A 22,195-nucleotide genomic window follows, 5' to 3' on the forward strand; every position below is an offset into this window, starting at 1 on the left:
AGTTGGTTTCGATCCTGCTTGAAGGAGCCCGCATGACACAGCATCCGCCGCCCGATCCTCGTACGAGGGATCTGGTGCGTCTCGCGCGCAGCGGCATGATGTCCCGACGAAATCTGTTGGGAGTCAGCGGTGCTGCCGCACTCGCGGCGTTCACTGCGGCCTGCGCCCCGCCGAAACCGCCGAGCGGCGGAACCCAAGTTGCGCTCAAGCTGCCCGTCGACCTTTCCGACAAGGACCACCAGGTGAAGTGGGCGAACTGGACCGCCTACCTCGACTTCGACGACAAGACGCAGACCTACCCGACCCTGGCCGCGTTCGAGAAGAAGACCGGGATCAAGGCGACCTACGCCGAGGACATCGACGACAACGACAGCTATGTCAACAAGATCTCGCCGCAGCTGCGGGCCGGTCAGGACATCGACCGCGACCTGATGGTGCTCACCGACTGGATGGCCAACCGGTTGATCCCCGATCAGCTGGTTCAGCCGCTGGACCTGATCTCGATGGCCAATGTGCACAATCTGCGCCCCTCGTTGCAGCAGGTCTCCTTCGACCCGGGTCGCGCACACTCGATCACCTGGCAGTCCGGTTTCGCCGGGCTTGCCTACGACAAGACCAAGACCTCCCCGGTCAAGGCCATCGCCGACCTGTGGCGGTCAGACCTCAAGGGTCGCGTCGTGGTGCTGTCGGAATTCCGCGACACCGCCGGCCTGATCATGCAGAGCCAGGGTGTCGACATCTCGAAGCCGTTCACCAAGACCCAGGTCGAGAACTCATTCAATGAGGTGAGCAAGCGAGTCACCGACGGCAACATCCGCCGGATCAAGGGCAACTCCTACCTGGAGGACCTCAAGGGTGGCAACGCGATCGCCGGCATTGTCTGGAGCGGCGACTTGTTCGTGTTGCGGGCCGAGACCGGCAACGACAACTGGGAGTTCGTGATCCCCGAATCGGGCGGGACGCTGTGGAGCGACAACCTGATGCTGCCGATCACCGCCCGTCACCGCAAGAACGCGCACCGACTGATCGACTACTACTACGACCCCAAGGTCGCTGCGGAGGTCGCTGCCTACGTCAACTACGTCTGTCCGGTTGAGGGAGCCCAAGCCGAGATGGAAAAGATTGACCCGGAGTTGGCCAAGAGCCCGTTCATCTTCCCTTCGGAGGACTACATCAAGCAGCACCACATCCAGGGTTTCCGCGCCCTCGACGCCCAGGAGGACGCGGATTACAGCGCCATGTGGGCAAAGGTGGTGGGCAACTGATGAATGACCTGCGCAGCGCCAACGGCGACCTGCACCTCAAAGGGGTCACCAAGTCGTTCGCCGACTTCACCGCGGTCGATGACCTCGATCTCGACGTTCCGCGGGGGTCGTTCTTCGCCCTGCTCGGACCGTCGGGTTGTGGCAAGACGACCACCCTGCGGATGATCGCTGGGCTCGAACAGCCGACCTCCGGCCGTATCCTCATCGGCGATACAGATCTCACCGGCAGTCGACCGTACGAACGCCCGGTCAACACCGTCTTCCAGTCCTACGCGCTCTTCCCGCATCTGTCCGTACGCGACAATGTCGCCTTCGGCCCGAAGCGTCGGGGAGTGAAAGACGCTATGGCACAAGCCGATTCGACCCTTGACTTGGTGCAGTTGAGACACCTGGCCAAGCGCAAGCCGCAGCAGTTGTCCGGTGGACAGCAGCAGCGGGTCGCGGTGGCTCGCGCTTTGGTCAACCGACCCGAGGTGTTGCTGCTCGATGAGCCGCTGGGTGCCCTCGACCTCAAGCTGCGACGCGAGATGCAGGTGGAGCTGAAGCGGATCCAGACCGAAGTCGGTCTCACCTTCATCCACGTCACCCACGACCAGGAGGAGGCCATGACCATGGCTGACACGGTCGCGGTGATGAACGCTGGACACATCGAGCAGATGGGGTCGCCGGAGACGCTCTACGACCTGCCGCTGACCAGTTTCGTGGCGACCTTCCTCGGTCAGTCGAACCTGACGGCCGGCTCAGCCACCGCCGATGGCGACTGGGTGACCTTCTCCTACGGTCAGGAACGCTTCCCCGTCCCGGCCGCCCGATCCGCGCTGCGGACCGGGAAGGTACGGCTGGGAGTCCGGCCGGAGAAGTGCCGGGTTCACGAGGCCGATCCAGGCCCGTCGACCGAGCAGCGCTCGGTGATGGGGCCGGCAAAGGTGCTGGACGTGTCGTTCATCGGAGTCGCCACGAACTACCTGGTGCGGTCGCCGGCCGGCAACACCTGGGCGGTCTACGAACAGAACATGGACGTCGACCCGCAGCATCTGCGCCCCGGCGACGACGTGTGGATCTCCTGGTCGCCGCAACACGCTTTCCTGGTTGACGCCGAGGGCGAACTCGCCAAGGCCGACGAGGAAGCCGTCTCATGACGCCGCCCTCTTGCGCGGGGGTCATCGCATGAATCGCCGGTGGACGCCCTACCTGCTGCTGCTGCCTGGGCTGATCTGGCTGATTCTGTTCTTCGTGGTGCCGCTGATCCAGCTGGGTGCGGTGAGCCTGCAGTCGGGATTCCCGAACTTCCCGGGTTACTACTACCGCGACGTCAACGTCGGGAACTACTGGGACGCGTGGACCCAGTTCGCGGGCCATTTCGGACGCTCCCTGCTCTACGCCGGCCTGGCCACCTTCTTCGCCTTCTGCTTGGCCTACCCGCTGGCCTACGCGATGGCGTTCAAAGCCGGCAAATGGCGCAACGTGATGCTGATCTGTGTGATCGCACCGTTCTTCACCAGCTTCATCCTGCGCACCATCGCGTGGAAGCAGATCCTTGCTGACGACGGCCCGGTGGCGAGTGTGCTGAGGTGGTTCCACCTGTTGCAGTTCATGCCCGGCGGTCGCCTCACCGAGACGTGGATCGCGGTGGTGGCGGGGCTGACGTACAACTTCTTGCCGTTCATGGTGTTGCCGATCTACGCCTCGCTCGAACGAGCGGATCCGCGGGTCATCGAAGCGGGGCAGGACCTTTACGCGAACGGCTTCACGACCTTCCGTACGGTCACCCTCCCGATGTCGATGCCAGGCGTTATTGCCGGGACGCTGTTGACCTTCATCCCGGCGGCCGGGGACTACGTCAACGCCGACCTGCTCGGATCCGACCGCAGCACCAAAATGGTCGGCAACGTGATCGAGAGCCAGTTCTTCAAGGTGCCCGGCGGGTTCCCGATCGCCGCGGCGCTGTCCTTCACGCTGATGGCGATGATCCTGGTGATGGTCACCCTCTACGTCCGCCGCTTCGGAACCGAGGAGGTTCTGTGAACACCTCGCTGCCGCGCCGGATCCAACGCGCGATTGGCGACCGGATTGCGATGATCATCGCGCTCGCGGCGCTGCTCTATCTGTTCGTGCCAGTGGCATACACCTTCGTCTTCTCCTTCAACGACTACCGCAAATCCAACATCACCTGGCGCGGGTTCACGCTCAAGCACTGGGGGAACCCATGCGGTGCGCCAGGGGTCTGCGACGCGCTCGGAGTTTCACTGCGGGTGGGTTTCCTCGCGACGCTGATTGCGACGGCGATCGGAACAGCGTTGGCCTTCGCCCTCGTACGCCATAAGTTCGTCGGGCGCGGCGCGGGCAACGTGTTGGTGTTCTTGCCGATGGCAACCCCGGAGATCGTGTTGGGGGCCAGCCTGCTGACGATCTTCGTGCAGGGATTCACCTTCCTGACGCTGGGTTTTTGGACCATCGTCATCGCCCACATCATGTTCTGTATCTCGTTCGTGGTGGTTACCGTGAAGGCCAGGCTGCAAAGCCTCGATCCACGGTTGGAGGAGGCGGCTCAGGACCTCTACGCGGGGCCGGGCACCACGTTCTGGCGGGTCACCTTCCCGCTGGTGCTGCCGGGGATCGTGTCGGCCGCGCTGCTGTCGTTCTCGCTCAGCTTCGACGACTTCATCATCACCAACTTCGTCAGTGGAGACGTGACGACCTTCCCCAAGTTCATCTACGTCTCCTCGCTGCGCGGCATCCCGGCCCAGGCCAACGTCATCGGTTTCTCGATGTTCCTGATCGCGGTGGTGTTGGTGGTCGTTGGTCAGTTCATCGGCAGCCGTCGCAAGTCGGCCTGATCCCACTCGCCCCTCTCCACTCGTCCGCCTCCCACTTGTCCGTCATCCACGCCGTGACACGCCACCGAAATGGCGGACAAGTGGGGTGGGGCGGGCCCGGACAAGTGGGGAGGGTCGCGGGCGGGCAAGTGGCCCCTTGCTGCGGGGCGCCGCGGTCGGCGCAATACTGAGCGCATGAGTGCCAACGCGGTTTCGCAGGTCAAGACCCAACTGTTCATCGGCGGCCAGTGGCGCGACGCGCAGGGTGGTCGCACCCTCGACGTGCACAACCCCGCCACCGAGGAGGTGTTGGCCACTGTCGCCGACGCCTCGCCCGCCGACGGTGAGGCGGCGCTCGCCGCAGCCGCGGCCGCCCAGGCGGACTGGGCGCGTACGCCCCCGCGCGATCGCAGCGAGATGCTGCGCAAGGCCTACGAACTGCTGGTCGAGCGCACCGATTTCTTCGCCGAGCTGATGACTCTCGAGATGGGCAAGCCGCTGGCCGAAGCCCGCGGTGAGGTCGCCTACGGCTCGGAGTTCTTCCGCTGGTTCGCCGAAGAGGCTGTCCGGATCTCCGGCCGCTGGTCCACCGCGCCTAACGGCGCCACCCGGCTGATGACGATGAAGCAGCCGGTCGGACCGTGCCTGATGATCACGCCGTGGAACTTCCCGCTGGCGATGGGCACCCGCAAGATTGGTCCAGCGCTCGCGGCCGGTTGCACGGTCGTCATCAAGCCGGCCGCCGAGACCCCGCTGACCATGCTGGCGCTGATGGACGTGCTCACCGAGGCGGGCGTTCCGGCCGGTGTTGTCAACCTGATCACCACCTCCGACTCCGGCGGTGTGATGGAGCCGCTGATCCGCGACCCGCGCGCTCGCAAACTCACCTTCACCGGCTCGACCGGCGTTGGCCGCAAGCTGGTCGAACAGTCGGCCGAGCAGCTGCTGCGGGTCTCCATGGAGCTGGGTGGAAATGCACCCTTCATCGTCTTTGACGACGCCGATGTCGATGCGGCAGTCGAGGGCGCAATGTTGGCCAAGATGCGCAACATCGGTGAGGCCTGCACCGCAGCGAACCGCTTCTTCGTGCACCAGAGCGTCGCCGCGGAGTTCGCCGAGAAGTTCGCCGCGAAGATGGCGGCGATGACAGTCGGCAACGGGATGGACGACGGCGTGACCGTCGGTCCGTTGATCACCGCGAAGGCCGTGCGTGGAGTGCAGGAACTCCTCGACGACGCCACCAACCGCGGTGCGAAGGTTGTCACCGGCGGCAAGCCGGCCGAGGGAACCGGATACTTCTTCACCCCCACGGTGCTGACCGACGTTCCGGGCGATGCCCGGATGGCCGCGGAGGAAATCTTCGGCCCGGTCGCCGGACTGCAGACGTTCACCGACGAGGACGACGTCGTACGCCGCGCTAACGCAACCGAGTTCGGTCTGGTCGCCTACTTCTTCACCCGCGACTTGTCGCGCGCGCTGCGAATGAGCGAAGCGCTCGAATACGGCATGGTCGGCGTCAATCAGGGCATCGTCTCCAACCCGGCCGCGCCCTTCGGTGGTGTGAAGGCTTCCGGGTTTGGTCGCGAGGGCGGCTTCGAAGGCATCGAGGAGTACCTCGAGACGAAGTACGTCGGCATCGCCCTCTGAGGTTTTCCACAGCAAGGCGCCCTGGGGATAACTTCCGGGGCGCCTTCGCGTTTGGTCATACGCTTCCGAACAGAGACGAAACTCTGGGGAGGCAGTCATGTCACTGACGGTGAATCCGTCGCAGTTGCAAGCAGATTCGCGCGCGCTGCGGCGTTCGGCGACGAACATACGGCTCGCGCCGACCGACGTACGCGGGGCGTTGAATGCCGTGGCCGACCATTGCGGTGACGGGGTGTGCGCGGCTGACGCGCGGGCGTTGGGCGGCGCGTGGAATGTCGCCATCGCCGGCCTGAACACTGGAGCCGGCAACCTTGCCGCGGCCACGCAATCGGCGGGGGATAACTACTCCATGACCGAGAACGTCGTATTCACCGGGATGACCGGCAGCGCCTCATGACCACCATCCTCGGTGACCCCGAGAAGGTGCGCATTGCCGCGACCACCCTGTCCGACCGCGCGGAAGCCCTAGCCAGCCACGCCGGGACCACGCGTTGCCAGCAGGCGGCGAGCATGGCCTCCTGGGGCGGAACCGCTGCATTGCAGTTCGGTTGCGCGGCGAGGCTGCATGCCTCGGATGCCGACAGCGCGGCCGATCAGCTGCGACCGCTCGCGGCCGACCTCCGCCGGTTCGCCGGCGCGCTGGAGCGCCATCAGAGCAGCGAACGGCTGCTGCTCGCGAAACTCGATGCGGCCGAGCGTGACCTGCGCGATGCCCGTACGGCGCTCAGGCTCGGCCCGCTCGACCCCACCGCAACCAGTCCCGCCGACGTCACCGCTGCGGTCGCGTTAGTCCGCCGGTTGACCCACGACCTGGAGCAAGTGCGGTCCGATCACCGCACCAGCCTGCGCGCCTTGCATTTCTCGCTGACGACCTACACCCCGCCCACCGCGTTGTGGCGTCGCGGGATGGAGGTCTACGGCATGGGCCTGGCTTATTGGAACCTCTTCCAGAAGGGCGGGGCGTCCTACTGGCTGTGGAAGACCCGCAGCCCGGTGACCGATCCGGCGTTGGCGAGTCGACGGATCGGGGCGCTCACCGTGATTGAGAAGGGAACGGTGACCGGCTTCCTGGAGAAGGGTTGGATGTCGTCGGTGTTCCGCGGGCGCGCGGGCGGAGTCCTGTTGAAGACGGTCCGCGCTCTTTCTGGGATCGGGACAGCCGAAGCGATGGTCCCCGGCGCGAGAGACGTCATCACTGGTGGCGGCTATACCGGTTGGCGTGACCCAGCCACCCGAGCGATGGGACTGGTTGAGATCAGCGGCGTTCTCGTGTCGCGCAATCCGGAGACCAAGCTGGGCGGCGCGTTGATGTTGACGACTTACGCCGTCTGGAAGGCGGGCAACAAGGCGTATGACAACAAGGAGAACTTGTCCGATAACACCTTCTGGGAGTCCACGGCCCAACAGTCACTGCAGGACGAACGCGACCACGGCATGCTCGGCCCCGGCGGAGTGCTGGCGCTGTGGTGGCTGGAGAACAGGGCGGAAACCCGACTGACCGGCCAGGCTGCGGAGCGGATCTTCGTCCTGCCCCGGCGTCCGGTCCGAGTCCAGCTGCCCTACGGACCGCCGGCCCCGTGGCACCCGCCGGTTCGAACTCCGCGCACGGGGGAAGCAGATCCGTTTGCCCGGTTCCAGATGGTGCCGACCTCATGAGTCTCGACCCTCCGATGCTGCGGCTCACCGACGAGGAGTTGGAACTGTTCGCCGCCGTCCACCCTGCCGTGGCCGCGCCCTTCCTCGGACGGCTTGATCAAACTCAGACGATGCTCGCCCTCGAAGTGGCGCAACGTGCCCTGTTCGCCCACGGACTGCCCCGATCCGTCGACGGAGCGCTGCTGGTCCCGGTCCAGGTCGTGCAGATGCTGGAACTGCGCCGCAATAGTGCGGCGACCTTGCTGCTGATCCACGTCGAGTCGGTGGAACACGTTCGCTATGTCCACGACGTCGGGACGGCCTGGCTGGTCGAAGACCTCGGACCCGACGGGGTTCACGAGTTCGACCTACACGAGCGTGACCAGCTCACGAAGTTGGTCACCGAGGTGATCGCGCCCGACACTCTCGTCGCTGGTCATGGGCCCGCCGTCTGTGTCGATCCCTGCAATCCGCCGTGGGGCGAGGTGCGATCCCGACTCGACGCCACGGTCTGGCGCCCCGACCGCGAACGAGGACCGCTGCTCGGAGTCATGATCGGCGCGCGCGGTGCCTGGTCAACCTGTTCTGTTCCGGGCGACACACGTCCGGTGAGCTTTCGCCCGACGGACGGGTCGACGGTGCTCCAGCAGGTGCTCGCGCTGCTGGCTGACGAGCCGGGCGGCACAATGGTCGGGTGACCTCACCTCGCACCATCGCCCTGCTCGGCTCCACCGGGTCCATCGGAACACAGGCGATCGAGATCGTCCTGGCCAACCCCGACCGCTTCCGGGTCGTCGCGCTCAGCGCCGGTGGCCGCGATCTGGACCTGCTCGCCCGCCAGGCGGCGCAGCTGCGGGTCGACGTCGTTGGGGTCGCTGCCGGGAACGCCGACGAGTTGCTCGATCGCATTCACGCGCTAGCCCCGGGTTTCGCGCCGAAGCTGTACGTCGGGCCGGACGCCTCGACGCAGGTCGCTTCGGTCGGCGCCGACGTGGTGCTCAACGGGATCACCGGATCGATCGGACTGCGGCCGACACTCGCGGCGCTCGCCGCCGGGTCAACTTTGGCTCTGGCGAACAAGGAGTCGTTGATCGTCGGCGGCCCGGTGGTCAAAGCGGCCGCGCGGCCCGGTCAGATCGTGCCAGTCGATTCCGAGCATTCGGCGATTGCGCAGAGCCTGCGGGCAGGGGAGGCCGGTGAGGTGCGCCGGTTGATCGTCACCGCCAGTGGTGGGCCGTTCCGCGGGATGCCCCGCGAGGAGCTGAAGACCGTCACGCCGGCGCAGGCCCTCAAACACCCCAACTTCGCGATGGGCAAGGTCATCACCACCAACTCGGCGACGCTGATCAACAAGGGTTTGGAGGTCATCGAGGCGCACCTGTTGTTCGACATCCCGATTGATGACATCGAGGTGGTCGTGCACCCGCAGCAGTTCATCCACTCGATGGTCGAGTTCGTCGACGGAGCCGTTGTGGCGCAGCTCGGCCTGCCGACCATGTTGGTTCCGATCGCGCTCGGTCTCGGCTGGCCAGATCGAGTGCCCGACGCCGAGACCCCGATCGACTGGACGAAAGCGGCCGACTGGCGTTTCGAGCCGTTGGACGACGAGGCCTTCCCCGCCGTACGTCTGGCTCGTCAGGTCGGTCGCGCCGGGTCGACCTATCCAGCCGTCTACAACGCGGTCAACGAGGAGTGCGTCGGGGCCTTCCACGACGGGCGCATCTCGTTCACCGGCATCGTCGACACCGTGCAGCGCGTCGTTGACGAACATCACTCTCCCGGCGGCGAACTGGACGTTGACCAGGTGTTGGCGGCGGAGCAGTGGGCCCGAACCCGTGCCACGGAGTTGCTCGCCCAAGTCTGAACCTGTCGCGGGTGCGCTGAGGCCGGCGGGAAAGCGCCAGGGGAAGCGATTCTCGGCCCTCAATCAGGCCTCGATCCAGGGCTCGCGCTCGCGATGCCAGCGGGGTGCAGCCGCCCGCGTGGACCGAAGGTTGTCGGACGCCCGTGAGAGACTGCCCGGCGTGATGTTCCTCCTGGGTGTGCTGCTTCTACTGGTCGGTGTGGCAGTGTCGATCGCGCTCCATGAGATCGGCCACCTCGTCCCGGCGAAGAAGTCCGGGGTGAAGGTCACCCAATACATGGTCGGCTTCGGCCCGACCATCTGGTCGCGCCGCAAGGGCGAGACCGAATACGGCGTGAAGGCCATCCCGTTGGGTGGCTACATCCGGATGGTCGGCATGTTCCCGCCCGCTCGTGGCGAGGAAGAACCTGACGCCCAGGGAAACCTGCACATCCGTGCCTCCTCCACCGGTCGCTTCAGCCAACTGATCGACCAGGCCCGCGAGGCGGCGTACGAGGAGATCACTCCTGCCGACCGCGACCGGGTCTTCTACAAACTGCCGACCATCAACAAGCTCGTGATCATGTTCGGCGGGCCGTTCATGAACCTGGTGATCAGCGCAGTCCTGCTGACCGTCGTCAACTGCGGCATCGGACTGCCGCAGCAGGTGACCGCCGACATCGCCGGCGTGCAGCAGTGCCTGCCGACCACGGCTAAGGGCTCGACCACGCAGTGCCCAGCCAACGAGCAGTCGCCCGCGCAACAAGCCGGCCTCACGGCCAAAGACCGGATCGTGTCGATCGACGGGGTCCCGATCACCACGAGCCAGCAGGCGACCGATGTGATTCGTCGCAATGCCGGCCGACCGATCCCGTTCGTGGTGGAGCGAGCCGGTGCACGGCGCACCATCCAGGTCACGCCAGTGCAGCGGACGATGCCGAAATATGACTCCCACGGAACCCCGGTCGTGAATTGGCTGGGGGAGACCGAGACAGTGCGGGTCGGCGTGGTCGGAGCGGCCATCGGTGGAACCTCGAAGACTCACCGCACTTCACTGACGGAGGCTCCGGGGCAGGTCTGGAGCGCCTTCAGCGGAACCGCTTCGGTGTTCGTAAAGATCCCGCAGAAGATGGTCGGTGTTGCCCGAGCCGCGTTCGGTGGTGGAACTCGCGACGCGAACGGTCCGGTCTCGGTCGTCGGCGTCGGCCGGTTGGCCGGTGAGGTCACCAACGCCGCCCCGGCCTGGACCGACAAGCTCGCGTTCCTTTTGTTGATGGTGGCCGGGCTGAACATGGCGCTGTTCGTCTTCAATCTGGTCCCGCTGCTGCCGCTAGACGGCGGCCACCTCGCCACCGCCCTGTGGGAAGCGCTCAAGCGCGCGATCGCCCGCGCCCGCGGAATCTCCGGCCCGATCTACGCCGACGCGGCGAAGGGCATGCCGATTGCCTACGGTGTCTCGCTGCTGCTGATCGTCATGTTCGTGTTGTTGGCCTACGCCGACATCGTCAACCCGATCAAGCTGTGAACCGGCGTCCTGACCGCCTGCGCCCTGGCTCGCAGGTGGCCGTCCTTTCCGCCAGTGGCCCGGTCAATCAAGAAGTCCTGGCTCGCGGCCTGCAGGTGCTGCGGAACTGGGAGCTCGATCCGGTGGTGCTGCCGTCGGCCCTTGCTGCGCCGAACGAGACATTTCCGCATCTTGCCGGCAGCGACCGGATGCGCGCCGACGACCTGGTCCACGCCCTGACCGGCCCCGAGTTCGACGCCGTTATCTTCGCCAAAGGCGGCGACGGCGCGCCCCGCGCGCTGGAACTCATCGACTGGCCGGCGCTCGCCGCGCAGCACCCTCGCCCCCGCTGGGTAGTGGGGTTCTCAGATGTCACCGCGGTGTTGGAAGCTGTGCTGCGCCACTTGCAGTGGGTGAGTCTCTATGGGCCGATGCCCGCCACCAGCTACTTCTTCGGCGAGCCTGCGCAGCGCAGTCTGCGCGGATTCCTGTTCGGCGACCCGCCGCAGCTGCACTTCCCGGGCGGCTGGACGATCACACCCGGTCGCGCCGAGGGCGTCCTCGTCGGTGGCTGCCTGTCCTTGTTGGTCGCGACCGCCGGCAGCGACACCGCCGTGTCCGCCCGGGACGCGTTGATGTTCCTGGAAGATGAGGACGAGACGGCCTACCGGCTCGACCGGATGTTCACCCAGTTGCGGCGCAGCGGCTACCTCGACGGCGTACGCGGGGTGCTGCTGGGAACCTGGGACCGCTGCGACGAGCCCTCGTTGGTGGCCGCTCTGTTGCGCGACCGGTTCGGCGACCTCGAGGTGCCGGTGCTCGCCGGTCTCGATGTGGGCCATGGGGTTTCGTTGCAGTCGCTGCCGATCGGTGCCCGGGCGGTGCTCGACACCGACACCAAGTCGCTGCACCTGCGTGGCCGTGCGTGATACTTGAGGCATGAACGTCAATCTCGGAATGCCGCCACTGCCGCCGCCCGTGCTGGCCCCGCGCCGCAAGACGCGCAAGATCAAGGTCGGCAAGGTCGAGGTCGGTGGTGACGCACCCATCAGCGTGCAGTCGATGACCACGACTCCCACCACTGACATCAACGCCACGCTGCAGCAGATCGCAGAGCTGACCGCGTCGGGCTGCGACATCGTACGAGTGGCTTGCCCGAGCCAGGACGACGCCGAAGCCCTGCCGGCGATCGCCAGGAAGTCTCAGATCCCGGTGATTGCCGACATCCACTTCCAGCCGAAGTATGTCTTCGCCGCGATCGACGCCGGGTGTGCGGCGGTCCGGGTGAACCCGGGCAACATCCGCAAGTTCGACGACCAGGTCAAGCAGATCGCCCAGGCGGCCAAAGACGCTGGCGTTTCGATCCGAATCGGTGTCAACGCCGGTTCGCTCGACCCGCGACTGCTGGCCAAATATGGCAAGGCCACCCCTGAGGCCCTGGTGGAGTCGGCGGTCTGGGAAGCGTCGTTGTTCGAAGAACACGACTTCCATGACTTCAAGATTTCCGTCAAGCACAACGACCCCGTCGTGATGGTGCGGGCCTACGAGATGCTCTCCGAGCGCGGCGACTGGCCGCTCCACCTCGGCGTCACCGAGGCCGGTCCGGCATTCCAGGGCACCATCAAGTCGGCGACCGCCTTCGGCGCCCTGTTGTCCAAGGGCATCGGCGACACGATCCGGGTTTCGCTGTCGGCCCCGCCGGTCGAAGAAGTCAAGGTCGGCAACCAGATTCTGCAGAGCCTCAACTTGAAGCCGCGCAAGCTGGAGATCGTGTCGTGTCCCTCTTGTGGCCGCGCGCAGGTCGACGTTTACACCCTCGCCGAAGAGGTCACCAAGGGCCTCGAAGGCATGACTGTGCCGCTGCGTGTGGCCGTCATGGGCTGTGTCGTCAACGGTCCGGGGGAGGCCCGCGAGGCCGACCTGGGTGTCGCCTCCGGCAACGGTAAGGGCCAGATCTTCGTGAAGGGCGAGGTCGTCAAGACCGTCCCGGAAAGCCAGATCGTGGAGACCCTGATTGAAGAAGCGATGCGGATCGCCGAGGAGATGGGCGAGCCCATCGACGAGGCCGGTGCAGGAGCGCCGTCGGTCACCGTCAGCTGAAGTCCTTCTTAAGCAGCAGCCGGCCGGTTCAACTGGCCGGCCGCTGCGTTGATCCAGGGCTCAGTGGATGACGCGGGCCAGCCAGCCCGCGCCGCTGCCGTCGAACGGCGCGACATGGCTCTGCACCATCGCGAACACCTCGTCGGCGGCCTGCCGGGTGGCCGCGACCAGCTCAGGTGGATAACCGAATTCGACTGTGTGGTCAGCGAACTCGTCTTCATCGTCGATGTAGATCTCGCCGCTTGGGCGCTCGATGACGTCGAGGTCGATGTCTTCCAGAGTCGCCCGTAAACCGTCGGGAGTCCGCGTCCACCGGACCGGGGTCGTGATGTCGACGTACGTGGAAATGGTCACGTCGGGGCCGGGTGCGTTGAAGCAGGCGGCCCACAGCGCACCGTGCGGCAGCAGCCGTACGGTGTCCGATTTCGCCACGACGTTGACGCCGGGTCGGGCGAAGGACACACCTTGCGCCATCCCGAGCCACACACCCACCTCGTCGACGCCGAGCAGGTGGTAATGCTCCTGCCAATGTTCGCGGTCGTCGTACTTGCGGAAGTCGAGGTGAACTGGGGTGCCGATCGGGGACGAGGAGGTCGGTTCCGCAGTCATGATTGGCAGCCTATCCAGCACGCTGGTGGGATATCCCGCCAATCTGGGCGTCGACTTGGCAGGCTAGGGGGGTGCTGCGCACCCATCGAGTTCCCAATGTCGTTCCCCAGAGCGGGTTCGATGCTGCGCTGCAACTGTGCGCGACCCGTCCCGACGTCCACGTTTTTGTCGCCGCCCGGTTGCTCGCCGGCGGCCGCCACGCGGTGCAAAACCTGGTCAGCATCCACCCCGCAGACGACCTGAGGTCGATGTGCTGGACCTCCGCGAACGTGGTCCCGGTGGAAGTCGCGGCTGACGAGATCGAGCTCTACGCCGCCCGTTTGCGGCGCTATCGACGTCGCAGCTCCTCGCTGTTTGGTCGCTCGGAGCAGGTGCTGCCGCTGTGGCGACGGCTCGAACGCGACTGGGGCACGCCTCGTACGGTCCGGACGGCTCAGCCGGTGATGTCGATGACCGCTGCGGATCTGCGTCCCGACGTCGACCTGGATCCGCGGGTGCGGCCCGCGCGGCCCGACGAGGTCGACCTGGTTCTGCCCGCGGCTGCCCACATGTTCACCGGCGAGATCGGCTATCCGCCGTTCTACGGTTCCGACCGCGAATACCGGCGCCTGGTGGCGGGGCTGATCAACCGCGGCCACACCTACGTGATGGTCCAGGCCGGCCGGGTCGTGTTCAAGGCGGACATCGGGTCGTTGGCCTTTGGTGTCGCGCAGTTGCAGGGGGTCTGGGTGGCGCCCGAACTGCGTGGCCGCGGACTGGCCACCCCGGCGATGCATGCGGTGGTGCGACACGTTCTGGAACACCACGCCCGCACCGTCTCGCTCTATGTGAACGACTTCAACACCGCCGCGATCCGCACCTACGAGCGCTGCGGGTTCCGCCAGGTCGACACCTTCTCGACGGTCATTCTCTGACCCGGCGTACGGTCGGCGCATGACTTCCCTGCCCCTCACTTCCCTGCCCCTCGGCGCCCGCGTGGTCGCCGGTGCTTTTGCCACATCCGGGATCATCCACCTCGTTCGCCCGCAGGTGTTTGAGCCGCTGGTCCCGTCGATGATTGGTCACGAGCGGGAGGTCGTCCTCGCCTCGGGCGTCGCCGAGTTGGCTTGCGCGGCAGGGCTGTTGGTCCCTGCCACGCGCCGCGTTGCTGGACCCGCGTCAGCGGCGCTGCTGGTTGGTGTGTTCCCCGGAAACGTGCAGATGACCGTCGATGCGGTCCGATCTGCGCGCCGTCGACCCACGGGCGCCCGGGTTGCGAGGGCTGCCGGAACCGTCGCTCGTCTGCCGCTGCAGTGGCCGCTGGTGAAGTGGGCGTGGTCTGCCCGCACGGCCTGACCTCAGCCCCCGGCGATCGCGCCGGAGTCAGCGCAACAGCGTCGAGGGACCATCCCCGGGCTCGCCGCGGGTCGCGACGGCCGGTTCCCGGTCGCCCCGAATCGCGGCGATCATGTCGACCACCCGCCGGGTGGCCCGAACGTCATGAGCGCGGAATACGACCGTTCCCATCCACGCCGCGATCGCGGTCGCCGCGAGGGTGCCCTCGAGTCGGTCGTCGGCCTCCAAGTCCAGCGTCTCGCCCACAAAGTCCTTGCGCGAAAGTGCTTGCAGCACAGGGAATCCCAGGGCGCTGACCTGATCGGTCGCGCGCAACACCGCCAACGAGTGATGGGTGGTCTTGCCGAAGTCGAGCGTGGGGTCAACGACGACTGCGTCGGGGCGTACGCCGGCCGCCACGGCGCGCTCTGCCCCCTCGCGCAGGGTCCGCACCACCGACGCGACGACCGCGTCATCTTCGGCGGCGCGTCCCGCCCCGGCGGGGGCGTAGCGGATGCCGACCGGGTCCGTACGCGGCGGCAGGCCGCCGGTGTGGCTGACGACGTAGCCCGCATTCAATTCCGCTGCGGCAGTAGCGAGTTCGGGGTCACTGCCGGCCCAGGTGTCATTCACGAGGTCGACGTAACCGGCCGCGGCCCGTGCGACGGACGCCCGCCAGGTGTCCAGGGAGAGCAACACCTGGGGGTGCCGCTCGCGCGCTTCGCGAAGGAAAGGCACGACACGCTCGATTTCCGCGGTGTCGTCGACCCAGTCGCCCTCCTGGCCGGCACGAACCCCACCCACGTCGATGATGTCGGCGCCTGCCTCGACCGCGGCATCCAATGCCTGCAGGGCCGAGTCGAACGAGTCATGCCGATTGCCCGACCAGAACGAGTCAGGTGTGCGGTTCACAATCGCCATGACTGCAGGGCGGGACGCGTCGAATTGCTTGTCCCGCAACCGAAGTGGTGTCGTGTGGATCAACTGGTCCCCTCGCGCGACAGGCGTGGATAGATTCGAGTCATGGACGTCGACGTATTCGCTCGCATCCCGACCAATCAGCCGACGCCGCTCGTCGGACATCATGCCGTACGCGGCGACGCAGCCCTCGTCGACGCCGTACGCGCTCAGGCTGGGGATCTCGCCGAGACGTTGCTGACCTCGCTGGATGACCTGGGGGTGGAGGCGGGCTCCGCGCAGACCCGCGACCACGGGATGCTGGCCAACGAGCACGGCCCGACGCTGCGGACGGTCGACCGGTTCGGCCAGCGGGTCGACGAGATCGACTTCCATCCGAGCTGGCATCACATGATGCGTCGCGGGCTTGCCCACGGCCTGGGCGCGACCGCCTGGGTCAGTGAGGCGCCGTTGCCACACCTGCGCCGAGCGGCCGGCTATATCGCCTGGACGCCGCTCGAACCGGGCCACGGTTGCCCGCTGACGATGACGTACGCCGCGGTTCCCGCGCTGCGGGCCGACGACGCCCTCGCGAAAGAATGGACCGACCTGATCGCCTCACCGACGTACGACTTCGGGCTGCGGGAGCCGCACGGCAAGGCCGGGCTGCTGGTCGGGATGGGCATGACCGAGAAGCAGGGCGGCTCCGACGTACGCACGAACGTGACGCGGGCGCAGCGGCAGGACGACGGTTCGTACGAACTGTTCGGCCACAAATGGTTCACCTCGGCGCCGATGAACGACCTGTTCCTGGTGTTGGCGCAGGCGCCGCAGGGGCTGTCCTGCTTCTTGGTTCCGCGGGTGAAACAGGACGGAACGCGCAACGCGATCGAGATCGTGCGGCTGAAGGACAAGCTCGGCAACCGGTCGAATGCGTCGAGCGAGCTGGAGTTCCGTGGCGCCTGCGCAACCCGGCTCGGCGACGAGGGGCGCGGGGTAGCGACGATCATCGAGATGGTCGCGGCCACCCGTCTGGATTGCGTGCTCGGGTCCGCATCATTGATGAGACGCGCTGTCGCAGAGGCGAGTTGGTATGTCTCCCAGCGATCCGCGTTCGGTGGAACCCTGCTCGACAAACCGGCGATGACCAACGTCGTGGCCGATCTGGCGATCGAGTCCGAGGCCGCCACGCACCTTGCGCTGCGGTTGGCGCGCGCAGTCGAGTCACCCCACGATGACCACGAGCTCGCGCTGCGTCGGATGGCGTTGCCGCTGGCGAAGTTCTGGGTCTGCAAGCGGGCGCCGATGGTGACCGTCGAGGCGATGGAGTGTCTCGGCGGAAATGGATACGTTGAGGAATCCGGGATGCCGTTGCTGGTGCGCGAGTCACCGTTGAACTCGATCTGGGAGGGCAGCGGCAACGTCAACGCCCTCGATCTGCTGCGGGTTCTGGCGAAGTCGCCGGAGTCGGTTGAGGCGTGGCGAACGGAGATCGGAAAGGCCGCGGGAGCCCACGCGGTGCTGGACGCCGCCGCCGACCAGTTGATGCTCGACCTGTTGGAGGCTGCGGCCGACCTCGATGCGGCGCAGGGACGCGCCCGGTCGCTGACTTCCCGGATGGCGGTGCTTTTGCAAGCGGCGCTGCTGGCCCAGCACGCCCCGGCCCCAGTCGCCGACGCCTTCGTGGCGAGCCGGATCGCGGGGGAGTGGGACGGCGTCTTCGGCACCCTCCCGGCCGCTGCCGACGCGCGAACCATCGCCCGCCGCGCCCTGCCCGCCTGATGCGTCGTCCCTCGCCCCCTCGCGCCAAACTCACGCGGATTTGGGTGGGGGCGCGGGCTCGATAGGCTGGCCAGCAGTCCTGTCCCACACGCCCAAGGAGTTCCCCGGTGGCTATGCGCATGTCGACCCTGTTCCTGCGAACCCTTCGCGAGGACCCGGCCGATGCCGAACTGCCTGGCCACAAGCTGCTGGTCCGAGCCGGCTACATCCGGCGCGTCGCCCCGGGCATCTACACCTGGCTGCCGCTCGGACTGAAGGTCCGCGCCAAGGTCGAGGGCATCATCCGCGAAGAAATGGACCGCATCGGCAGCCAAGAGGTGCAGTTCCCTGCACTGCTGCCGCGCGAACCCTACGAGCAGACCGGTCGCTGGAACGAATACGGCCCGAACCTGTTCCGCCTGCAGGACCGTCGGGCCAACGACATGCTGCTGGGCCCGACCCACGAGGAGATGTTCTGCCTCGCGGTGAAGGACATGTATTCCTCCTACAAGGACCTGCCGGTCTCGCTCTACCAGATGCAGAACAAGTACCGCGACGAAGCGCGTCCGCGGGCGGGCATCCTGCGCGGGCGCGAGTTCATCATGAAGGACTCCTACTCCTTCGACATCGACGCGGCTGGGTTGCAGAAGTCCTACGACGCCCACCGCGAGGCCTACATCCGGATCTTCAACCGGCTCGGGTTCGAATACGTGATCGTGCAGGCCGACGCCGGCGCGATGGGTGGCTCCGCGAGCGAGGAGTTCCTCGCGGTGAGCGACATCGGTGAAGACACCTTCGTACGAGACGACCACGGCTACGCCGCCAATGTCGAGGCCGTGCAAATCCCGCAAGCGCCGCCGGTGGAGATCACGGCCGGGCCGGCCCACGTCGAGGACACCCCCGATACCCCGACCATCGACACCCTCGTCGACGCGCTGAACGCGAACCACCCGCGCACCGACGGCCGTACGTGGACCGCGGCCGACACCCTGAAGAACGTCATCGTGATGCTGGTGCAGCCCGACGGCACCCGCGAGCCGCTGGCGATCGGCGTCCCCGGCGACCGTGAGGTCGACGAGAAGCGGCTCGAGGTGCAGGTCCAGCCGGCCGCCGTCACGCCTTTCGAGGAGAAGGACTTCAAGGACTACCCGATGCTGGCCAAGGGTTACATCGGCCCCGGCGTTCTGGGGTCGGAGAAGGGGAGCGGCATCCGCTACCTGCTCGACCCGAGCATCGCGCAGGGTTCGGCCTGGGTCACCGGCGCCGACGAGCACGGCAAACACGTCATCGACCTCGTCCACGGCCGCGACTTCACCGCCGACGGCACCATCCAGGCCGCGCAGCTGCGCGAGGGGGACATCGGCCCGAACGGCAGCGGTCTGAAGCTGGCCCGCGGCGTCGAGATGGGCCATATCTTCCAGCTCGGCACCAAATACGCCGAGGCGCTCGGGCTGAAGGTGCTCGACGAGAACGGCAAGCTCACCACGGTCACCATGGGGTCGTACGGCGTCGGCGTCACCCGCTCGGTCGGGATGATCGCCGAAGACAACCTCGACCAGTACGGCCTGGTCTGGCCGCGCGAAATTGCGCCGGCCGATGTCCACATCGTTGTCGCGAGCAAGGACGACGCGGCGTTCATCAAGGCGCAGGAGACGGTGGCCGCGCTCGAGGCCCAGGGCCTTGAGGTGCTCTACGACGACCGTCCGAAGGTCTCGCCCGGGGTGAAGTTCAAGGACGCTGAGCTGATCGGTGTCCCGACCATCGTGGTGCTGGGCAAGGGCTTGGCCGAGGGCAAGGCTGAACTCAAGGACCGCCGCAGTGGCGAACGCCGCGAGGTCGCCATCGAAGAGTTGGTGGCGCAGACCCTCCGCGAGGTGCGTGGCGAGTGAGCGTCGGTGCGGTCATCTTCGACTGGGGCGGCACCCTCACCCCCTGGCACGGTGACATCGACTATCACCGCGAGTGGCTCGGCTACGCCCACGTCTGGGATCCGGCGGGCGCCGATGCGCTGGCCGACCGGATCGTTGCCGCCAGCAACGCGGCGTGGGCTCACGCCCGCACCGATCACACAAGCGCCAGCGTGGAGAGCATCGTGCGCGCCGCCGGGCTCGACCCCGATGACCCGCGGCATCTTGTCGCCCTACGCCAACACGTCGCGTTCTGGGAGGAACACACCCACACCGACCCACTCGTACGACCACTGTGGGAACGGTTGCGGGAGAACGGAATTCGTGTCGGTGTTCTGTCGAACACGATCTGGTCCCGCGAGCACCATCGGGGCATCTTCGCCCGCGACGGGGTTCTCGACCTGATCGATGCAGACGTCTACTCCAGCGAGACGCCATGGGCCAAGCCGCACCCGCAGGCCTTCCGTGCGGCTGCGACCGCTGTCGGGGTTGAACCGGCACAGTGCGTCTACGTCGGGGACCGGCTCTTCGAAGACATCCATGGCAGCCAGCAGGTCGGTATGCGGGCGATCCTCGTTCCGCACAGCGACATTCCGGTTGACCAACGGGTTGAAGTGGCCGTGGAACCCGACGCCGTCGTGCAGAGCCTCGACCAGGTGGTCGACCACGTCCGGCGCTGGAACCACGAGGCCTGACCCACGTGGCCGACCTGAGTATCACCGTCTTCGTGCTGCTGGTCCTAGCGGCGCTGTTTGCCGGCTGGATCGATTCCGTCGTGGGCGGGGGCGGGCTGGTGCAGCTCCCGGCCCTGCTCGTCGCGTTTCCGAGCGCGGCGCCCGTGCAACTGCTGGCCACCAACAAGATGGCCTCGATCGCGGGCACCTCGGTCAGCAGCGTGACCTATTGGCGGCGGGTCAGACCCGACCCTCGTACGGCGGTCGCCCTGGCGGTGCCGGCCTTCGCCGGATCGCTGCTGGGGGCGTTGATCGCCAGCCATCTGCCGCGATCGGCGTTCAACCCGATCATTCTCGTGGCGCTGATCGCGGTGATGATTTACACGCTCGCCAAGCCGAGCCTCGGCGCCGAGACCGTGTTGCGCCACACCGGACGACGACACATCGTCACCGCCGCAGGCGCCGGATTCCTGATCGGTATTTACGACGGCGCGCTCGGCCCTGGCACCGGATCGTTCCTGGTGTTCGCGATGGTCGGGCTGCTGGGCTACGCCTTCCTGGAAGCCTCGGCCAAGGCCAAGATCGCCAACTTCGCCACCAACCTGGCGTCGCTGGTGATCTTCCTCCCGCAAGGCGCGGGCTACTGGGGCTTAGGTCTGTCGATGGCCGCGGCGAACATGGCCGGCGGCTACATCGGCGCCCGTACGGCGGTGGCCCGCGGCGCGGGCTTCGTACGGTTGGTGTTCGTCGTGGTCGTTTCGGCGTTCATCCTGAAGATCGGCTGGGATGTCGCCCACCAGTTCGGCGCCACAGGTTGACATGTCACAATCCTGCCGACAACCGACCCGAGGGAACTGAACGTGACTGAATCGATCACCACCGGCCGATCTGCTGCCGTCAAGCCATGGATTGGACTGGTCGCCCGCCTCGTGTTCGGCGTGGTGATGCTGGTCGCCGGCGTGACCAAGGCCGGCAACATCCCCGAGACCCAGCAGGCCACCCGCGCCTACCAACTGCTCGGCTATGACCTCGCCAACGCCTGGGGCATGGTTATGCCCTGGGTCGAGATTGTGGTCGGGGTCTTCCTCATCATCGGGTTCATGACCAGGTTCGCCGCAGTTATCGGCAGCCTGTTGATGATCGCCTTCCTGATCGGGATCATCTCGGTCTGGGCGCGCGGCATCAAGATCGACTGCGGTTGCTTCGGCGGGGGTGGCGCGACCGCCGACCCGGCCTACGGCACCGAAACGCTGCGTGACGTCGGCCTGTTGATACTGGCCGGCTGGCTAGTCATCTGGGACCGTACGAAGTTCAGCGTCGACCGCTTGGTGTTCGGCTAATACCGACCCGGAACCCTGGCCACCGCCGCGTCGTTGCCCTCGCGGTGCCACCACTCCCGAACCATCCGAAGGAATTCATCACATGCCCCGTCCCGATGCGTCGCAGAAGTTGGCCGCGGCCAAGCCCAAGGACAACGGTCGGATCAAGCTGATCGTCGCCACCGTCTTGGTCGTCGCGCTGGTCATCGGCGCCTTCGCCGCCGTCCTGATCAACTCCTCCGGCAGCACCAAGACTGCTGCCGCCGGCCCGACGAACTCGGTCGCCGATGGCAACGGTCTGAAGATCTACCCGGAGAAGGCGCAGGCCGGCGTTCCCGAGGTCCAGCTCTACGAGGACTTCCAGTGCCCGATCTGCAATGACTTCGAGAAACTGAACGGCAGCCAGGTCATGCAGATGGCTCAGGCCGGGCAGATCAAGCTGACGGTCCACATGATGACGTTCCTCGACAACAACTTCGGCAACACGGCCTCGGCCGACGCCGCCAGCGCGGGCTTCTGCGCCGCTGACGCGGGCAAGTTCCCCGAGTATCACAGCCTGGTTTACGCCAACCAGCCCGCGAAGGAGGGCGCCGGCTACACCACCGAGTTGCTGAAGTCGCTCGGCTCACAAGCCGGCATCAAGGGCAGCGCGCTGACCACCTTCAACAAGTGCTTCGACTCGGGCAAGTACAAGAAGTACGTCGAGGCCACCGAGACCCGTTCGGGCAAGAACGGTGTCAACGGCACCCCGACGATCATCATCAACGGCAAGAGCACCTCGAACGACAAGACGGCGTTCAACACGCTGTTGACCAAGCAGAACTCGTTCGCCTCTGTCGTCCAGCAGTACGCCGCGAAGTGAGCTGAACCCTCGTACGTCATGGAGCCGGGTCCCCGTTCGGGG

General features: G+C 66.5%; 22 protein-coding genes. 20 read left to right on the top strand and 2 right to left on the bottom strand.

Annotated elements, in window-relative coordinates:
* Nucleotides 1-32: 32 nt before the first annotated feature.
* The 12 genes from ACYU98_RS02025 (at nucleotide 33) to ispG (ending at nucleotide 12,810) form a co-directional block, all read left to right on the top strand.
* Nucleotides 33-1,265, top strand: coding sequence for an ABC transporter substrate-binding protein (locus ACYU98_RS02025; RefSeq protein ID WP_460466510.1), 1,233 nt, complete (start codon nucleotides 33-35; stop codon nucleotides 1,263-1,265).
* Complete coding sequence (locus ACYU98_RS02030) at nucleotides 1,265-2,404, top strand: ABC transporter ATP-binding protein (RefSeq protein ID WP_460466511.1); 1,140 nt, start codon at nucleotides 1,265-1,267, stop codon at nucleotides 2,402-2,404. Before ACYU98_RS02025 ends, ACYU98_RS02030 begins: the two co-directional genes overlap by 1 nt.
* 28 nt (nucleotides 2,405-2,432) lie before the next feature.
* Nucleotides 2,433-3,290 (top strand): ABC transporter permease, encoded by an 858-nt coding sequence (locus ACYU98_RS02035; protein ID WP_460466512.1) that lies wholly within the window; start codon nucleotides 2,433-2,435, stop codon nucleotides 3,288-3,290.
* A 50-nt stretch (nucleotides 3,291-3,340) separates the two neighbouring features.
* Nucleotides 3,341-4,102 (top strand): ABC transporter permease, encoded by a 762-nt coding sequence (locus tag ACYU98_RS02040; RefSeq protein WP_460466633.1) that lies wholly within the window; start codon nucleotides 3,341-3,343, stop codon nucleotides 4,100-4,102.
* A 174-nt stretch (nucleotides 4,103-4,276) separates the two neighbouring features.
* Nucleotides 4,277-5,728 carry an NAD-dependent succinate-semialdehyde dehydrogenase gene (locus ACYU98_RS02045; protein WP_460466513.1) on the top strand — a complete coding sequence of 484 codons (1,452 nt, stop codon included), beginning with the start codon at nucleotides 4,277-4,279 and terminating at the stop codon, nucleotides 5,726-5,728.
* Nucleotides 5,729-5,825: 97 nt separating this feature from the next.
* Complete coding sequence (locus ACYU98_RS02050) at nucleotides 5,826-6,125, top strand: hypothetical protein (protein ID WP_460466514.1); 300 nt, start codon at nucleotides 5,826-5,828, stop codon at nucleotides 6,123-6,125.
* Entirely contained in the window at nucleotides 6,122-7,384 is a 1,263-nt protein-coding gene (locus ACYU98_RS02055; RefSeq protein ID WP_460466515.1) for a hypothetical protein, read from the top strand. The genes ACYU98_RS02050 and ACYU98_RS02055 overlap by 4 nt, the downstream gene beginning before the upstream one ends.
* Nucleotides 7,381-8,061: a hypothetical protein gene (locus ACYU98_RS02060; RefSeq protein ID WP_460466516.1), complete on the top strand. Its 681-nt coding sequence runs from the start codon at nucleotides 7,381-7,383 to the stop codon at nucleotides 8,059-8,061. The genes ACYU98_RS02055 and ACYU98_RS02060 overlap by 4 nt, the downstream gene beginning before the upstream one ends.
* Nucleotides 8,058-9,227: a 1-deoxy-D-xylulose-5-phosphate reductoisomerase gene (dxr, locus tag ACYU98_RS02065; RefSeq protein WP_460466517.1), complete on the top strand. Its 1,170-nt coding sequence runs from the start codon at nucleotides 8,058-8,060 to the stop codon at nucleotides 9,225-9,227. Before ACYU98_RS02060 ends, dxr begins: the two co-directional genes overlap by 4 nt.
* Nucleotides 9,228-9,390: 163 nt before the next feature.
* Nucleotides 9,391-10,731 carry a M50 family metallopeptidase gene (locus ACYU98_RS02070; RefSeq protein WP_460466634.1) on the top strand — a complete coding sequence of 447 codons (1,341 nt, stop codon included), beginning with the start codon at nucleotides 9,391-9,393 and terminating at the stop codon, nucleotides 10,729-10,731.
* The gene (locus ACYU98_RS02075; protein WP_460466518.1) at nucleotides 10,728-11,639 is read left to right on the top strand and encodes a S66 peptidase family protein; all 912 of its coding nucleotides are present in this window, start codon (nucleotides 10,728-10,730) and stop codon (nucleotides 11,637-11,639) included. The genes ACYU98_RS02070 and ACYU98_RS02075 overlap by 4 nt, the downstream gene beginning before the upstream one ends.
* A gap of 10 nt (nucleotides 11,640-11,649) precedes the next feature.
* Entirely contained in the window at nucleotides 11,650-12,810 is a 1,161-nt protein-coding gene (gene ispG / locus ACYU98_RS02080) for a flavodoxin-dependent (E)-4-hydroxy-3-methylbut-2-enyl-diphosphate synthase (protein ID WP_460466519.1), read from the top strand.
* Nucleotides 12,811-12,870: 60 nt separating this feature from the next.
* Here ispG and ACYU98_RS02085 read toward each other — a convergent pair whose 3' ends face one another.
* Nucleotides 12,871-13,419 (bottom strand): DUF402 domain-containing protein, encoded by a 549-nt coding sequence (locus ACYU98_RS02085; RefSeq protein WP_460466520.1) that lies wholly within the window; start codon nucleotides 13,417-13,419, stop codon nucleotides 12,871-12,873.
* Nucleotides 13,420-13,490: 71 nt separating this feature from the next.
* Here ACYU98_RS02085 and ACYU98_RS02090 point away from each other — a divergent pair, with 71 nt between their 5' ends.
* Together ACYU98_RS02090 and ACYU98_RS02095 are read left to right on the top strand one after the other, a co-directional pair.
* Nucleotides 13,491-14,333 (top strand): GNAT family N-acetyltransferase, encoded by an 843-nt coding sequence (locus tag ACYU98_RS02090; RefSeq protein WP_460466521.1) that lies wholly within the window; start codon nucleotides 13,491-13,493, stop codon nucleotides 14,331-14,333.
* 19 nt (nucleotides 14,334-14,352) lie between these two features.
* Nucleotides 14,353-14,754 carry a DoxX family protein gene (locus tag ACYU98_RS02095; protein ID WP_460466522.1) on the top strand — a complete coding sequence of 134 codons (402 nt, stop codon included), beginning with the start codon at nucleotides 14,353-14,355 and terminating at the stop codon, nucleotides 14,752-14,754.
* Nucleotides 14,755-14,781: 27 nt separating this feature from the next.
* On the opposite strand, the gene folP is transcribed toward ACYU98_RS02095, so the two are convergent.
* On the bottom strand, nucleotides 14,782-15,654 hold the full coding sequence (gene folP / locus ACYU98_RS02100) for a dihydropteroate synthase (protein WP_460466523.1): 873 nt from the start codon (nucleotides 15,652-15,654) through the stop codon (nucleotides 14,782-14,784).
* A gap of 102 nt (nucleotides 15,655-15,756) precedes the next feature.
* Here folP and ACYU98_RS02105 point away from each other — a divergent pair, with 102 nt between their 5' ends.
* From ACYU98_RS02105 to ACYU98_RS02130, 6 genes are all read left to right on the top strand, one after another.
* Nucleotides 15,757-17,412 (top strand): acyl-CoA dehydrogenase family protein, encoded by a 1,656-nt coding sequence (locus tag ACYU98_RS02105; RefSeq protein WP_460466524.1) that lies wholly within the window; start codon nucleotides 15,757-15,759, stop codon nucleotides 17,410-17,412.
* Between the two features lie 113 nt (nucleotides 17,413-17,525).
* A complete protein-coding gene (locus ACYU98_RS02110; RefSeq protein ID WP_460466635.1) occupies nucleotides 17,526-19,280 on the top strand; it encodes a proline--tRNA ligase in 1,755 nt (584 codons plus the stop codon).
* Nucleotides 19,277-19,993 (top strand): HAD family hydrolase, encoded by a 717-nt coding sequence (locus ACYU98_RS02115; RefSeq protein WP_460466525.1) that lies wholly within the window; start codon nucleotides 19,277-19,279, stop codon nucleotides 19,991-19,993. The genes ACYU98_RS02110 and ACYU98_RS02115 overlap by 4 nt, the downstream gene beginning before the upstream one ends.
* Nucleotides 19,994-19,998: 5 nt before the next feature.
* Nucleotides 19,999-20,790, top strand: a complete 792-nt coding sequence (locus tag ACYU98_RS02120; protein ID WP_460466526.1) for a TSUP family transporter — start codon at nucleotides 19,999-20,001, stop codon at nucleotides 20,788-20,790.
* Nucleotides 20,791-20,832: 42 nt separating this feature from the next.
* Nucleotides 20,833-21,312 carry a DoxX family protein gene (locus tag ACYU98_RS02125; RefSeq protein ID WP_460466527.1) on the top strand — a complete coding sequence of 160 codons (480 nt, stop codon included), beginning with the start codon at nucleotides 20,833-20,835 and terminating at the stop codon, nucleotides 21,310-21,312.
* Between the two features lie 82 nt (nucleotides 21,313-21,394).
* Nucleotides 21,395-22,153 carry a DsbA family protein gene (locus ACYU98_RS02130; protein WP_460466528.1) on the top strand — a complete coding sequence of 253 codons (759 nt, stop codon included), beginning with the start codon at nucleotides 21,395-21,397 and terminating at the stop codon, nucleotides 22,151-22,153.
* Nucleotides 22,154-22,195 lie beyond the last annotated feature (42 nt).

This window comes from Calidifontibacter terrae, assembly GCF_054778835.1.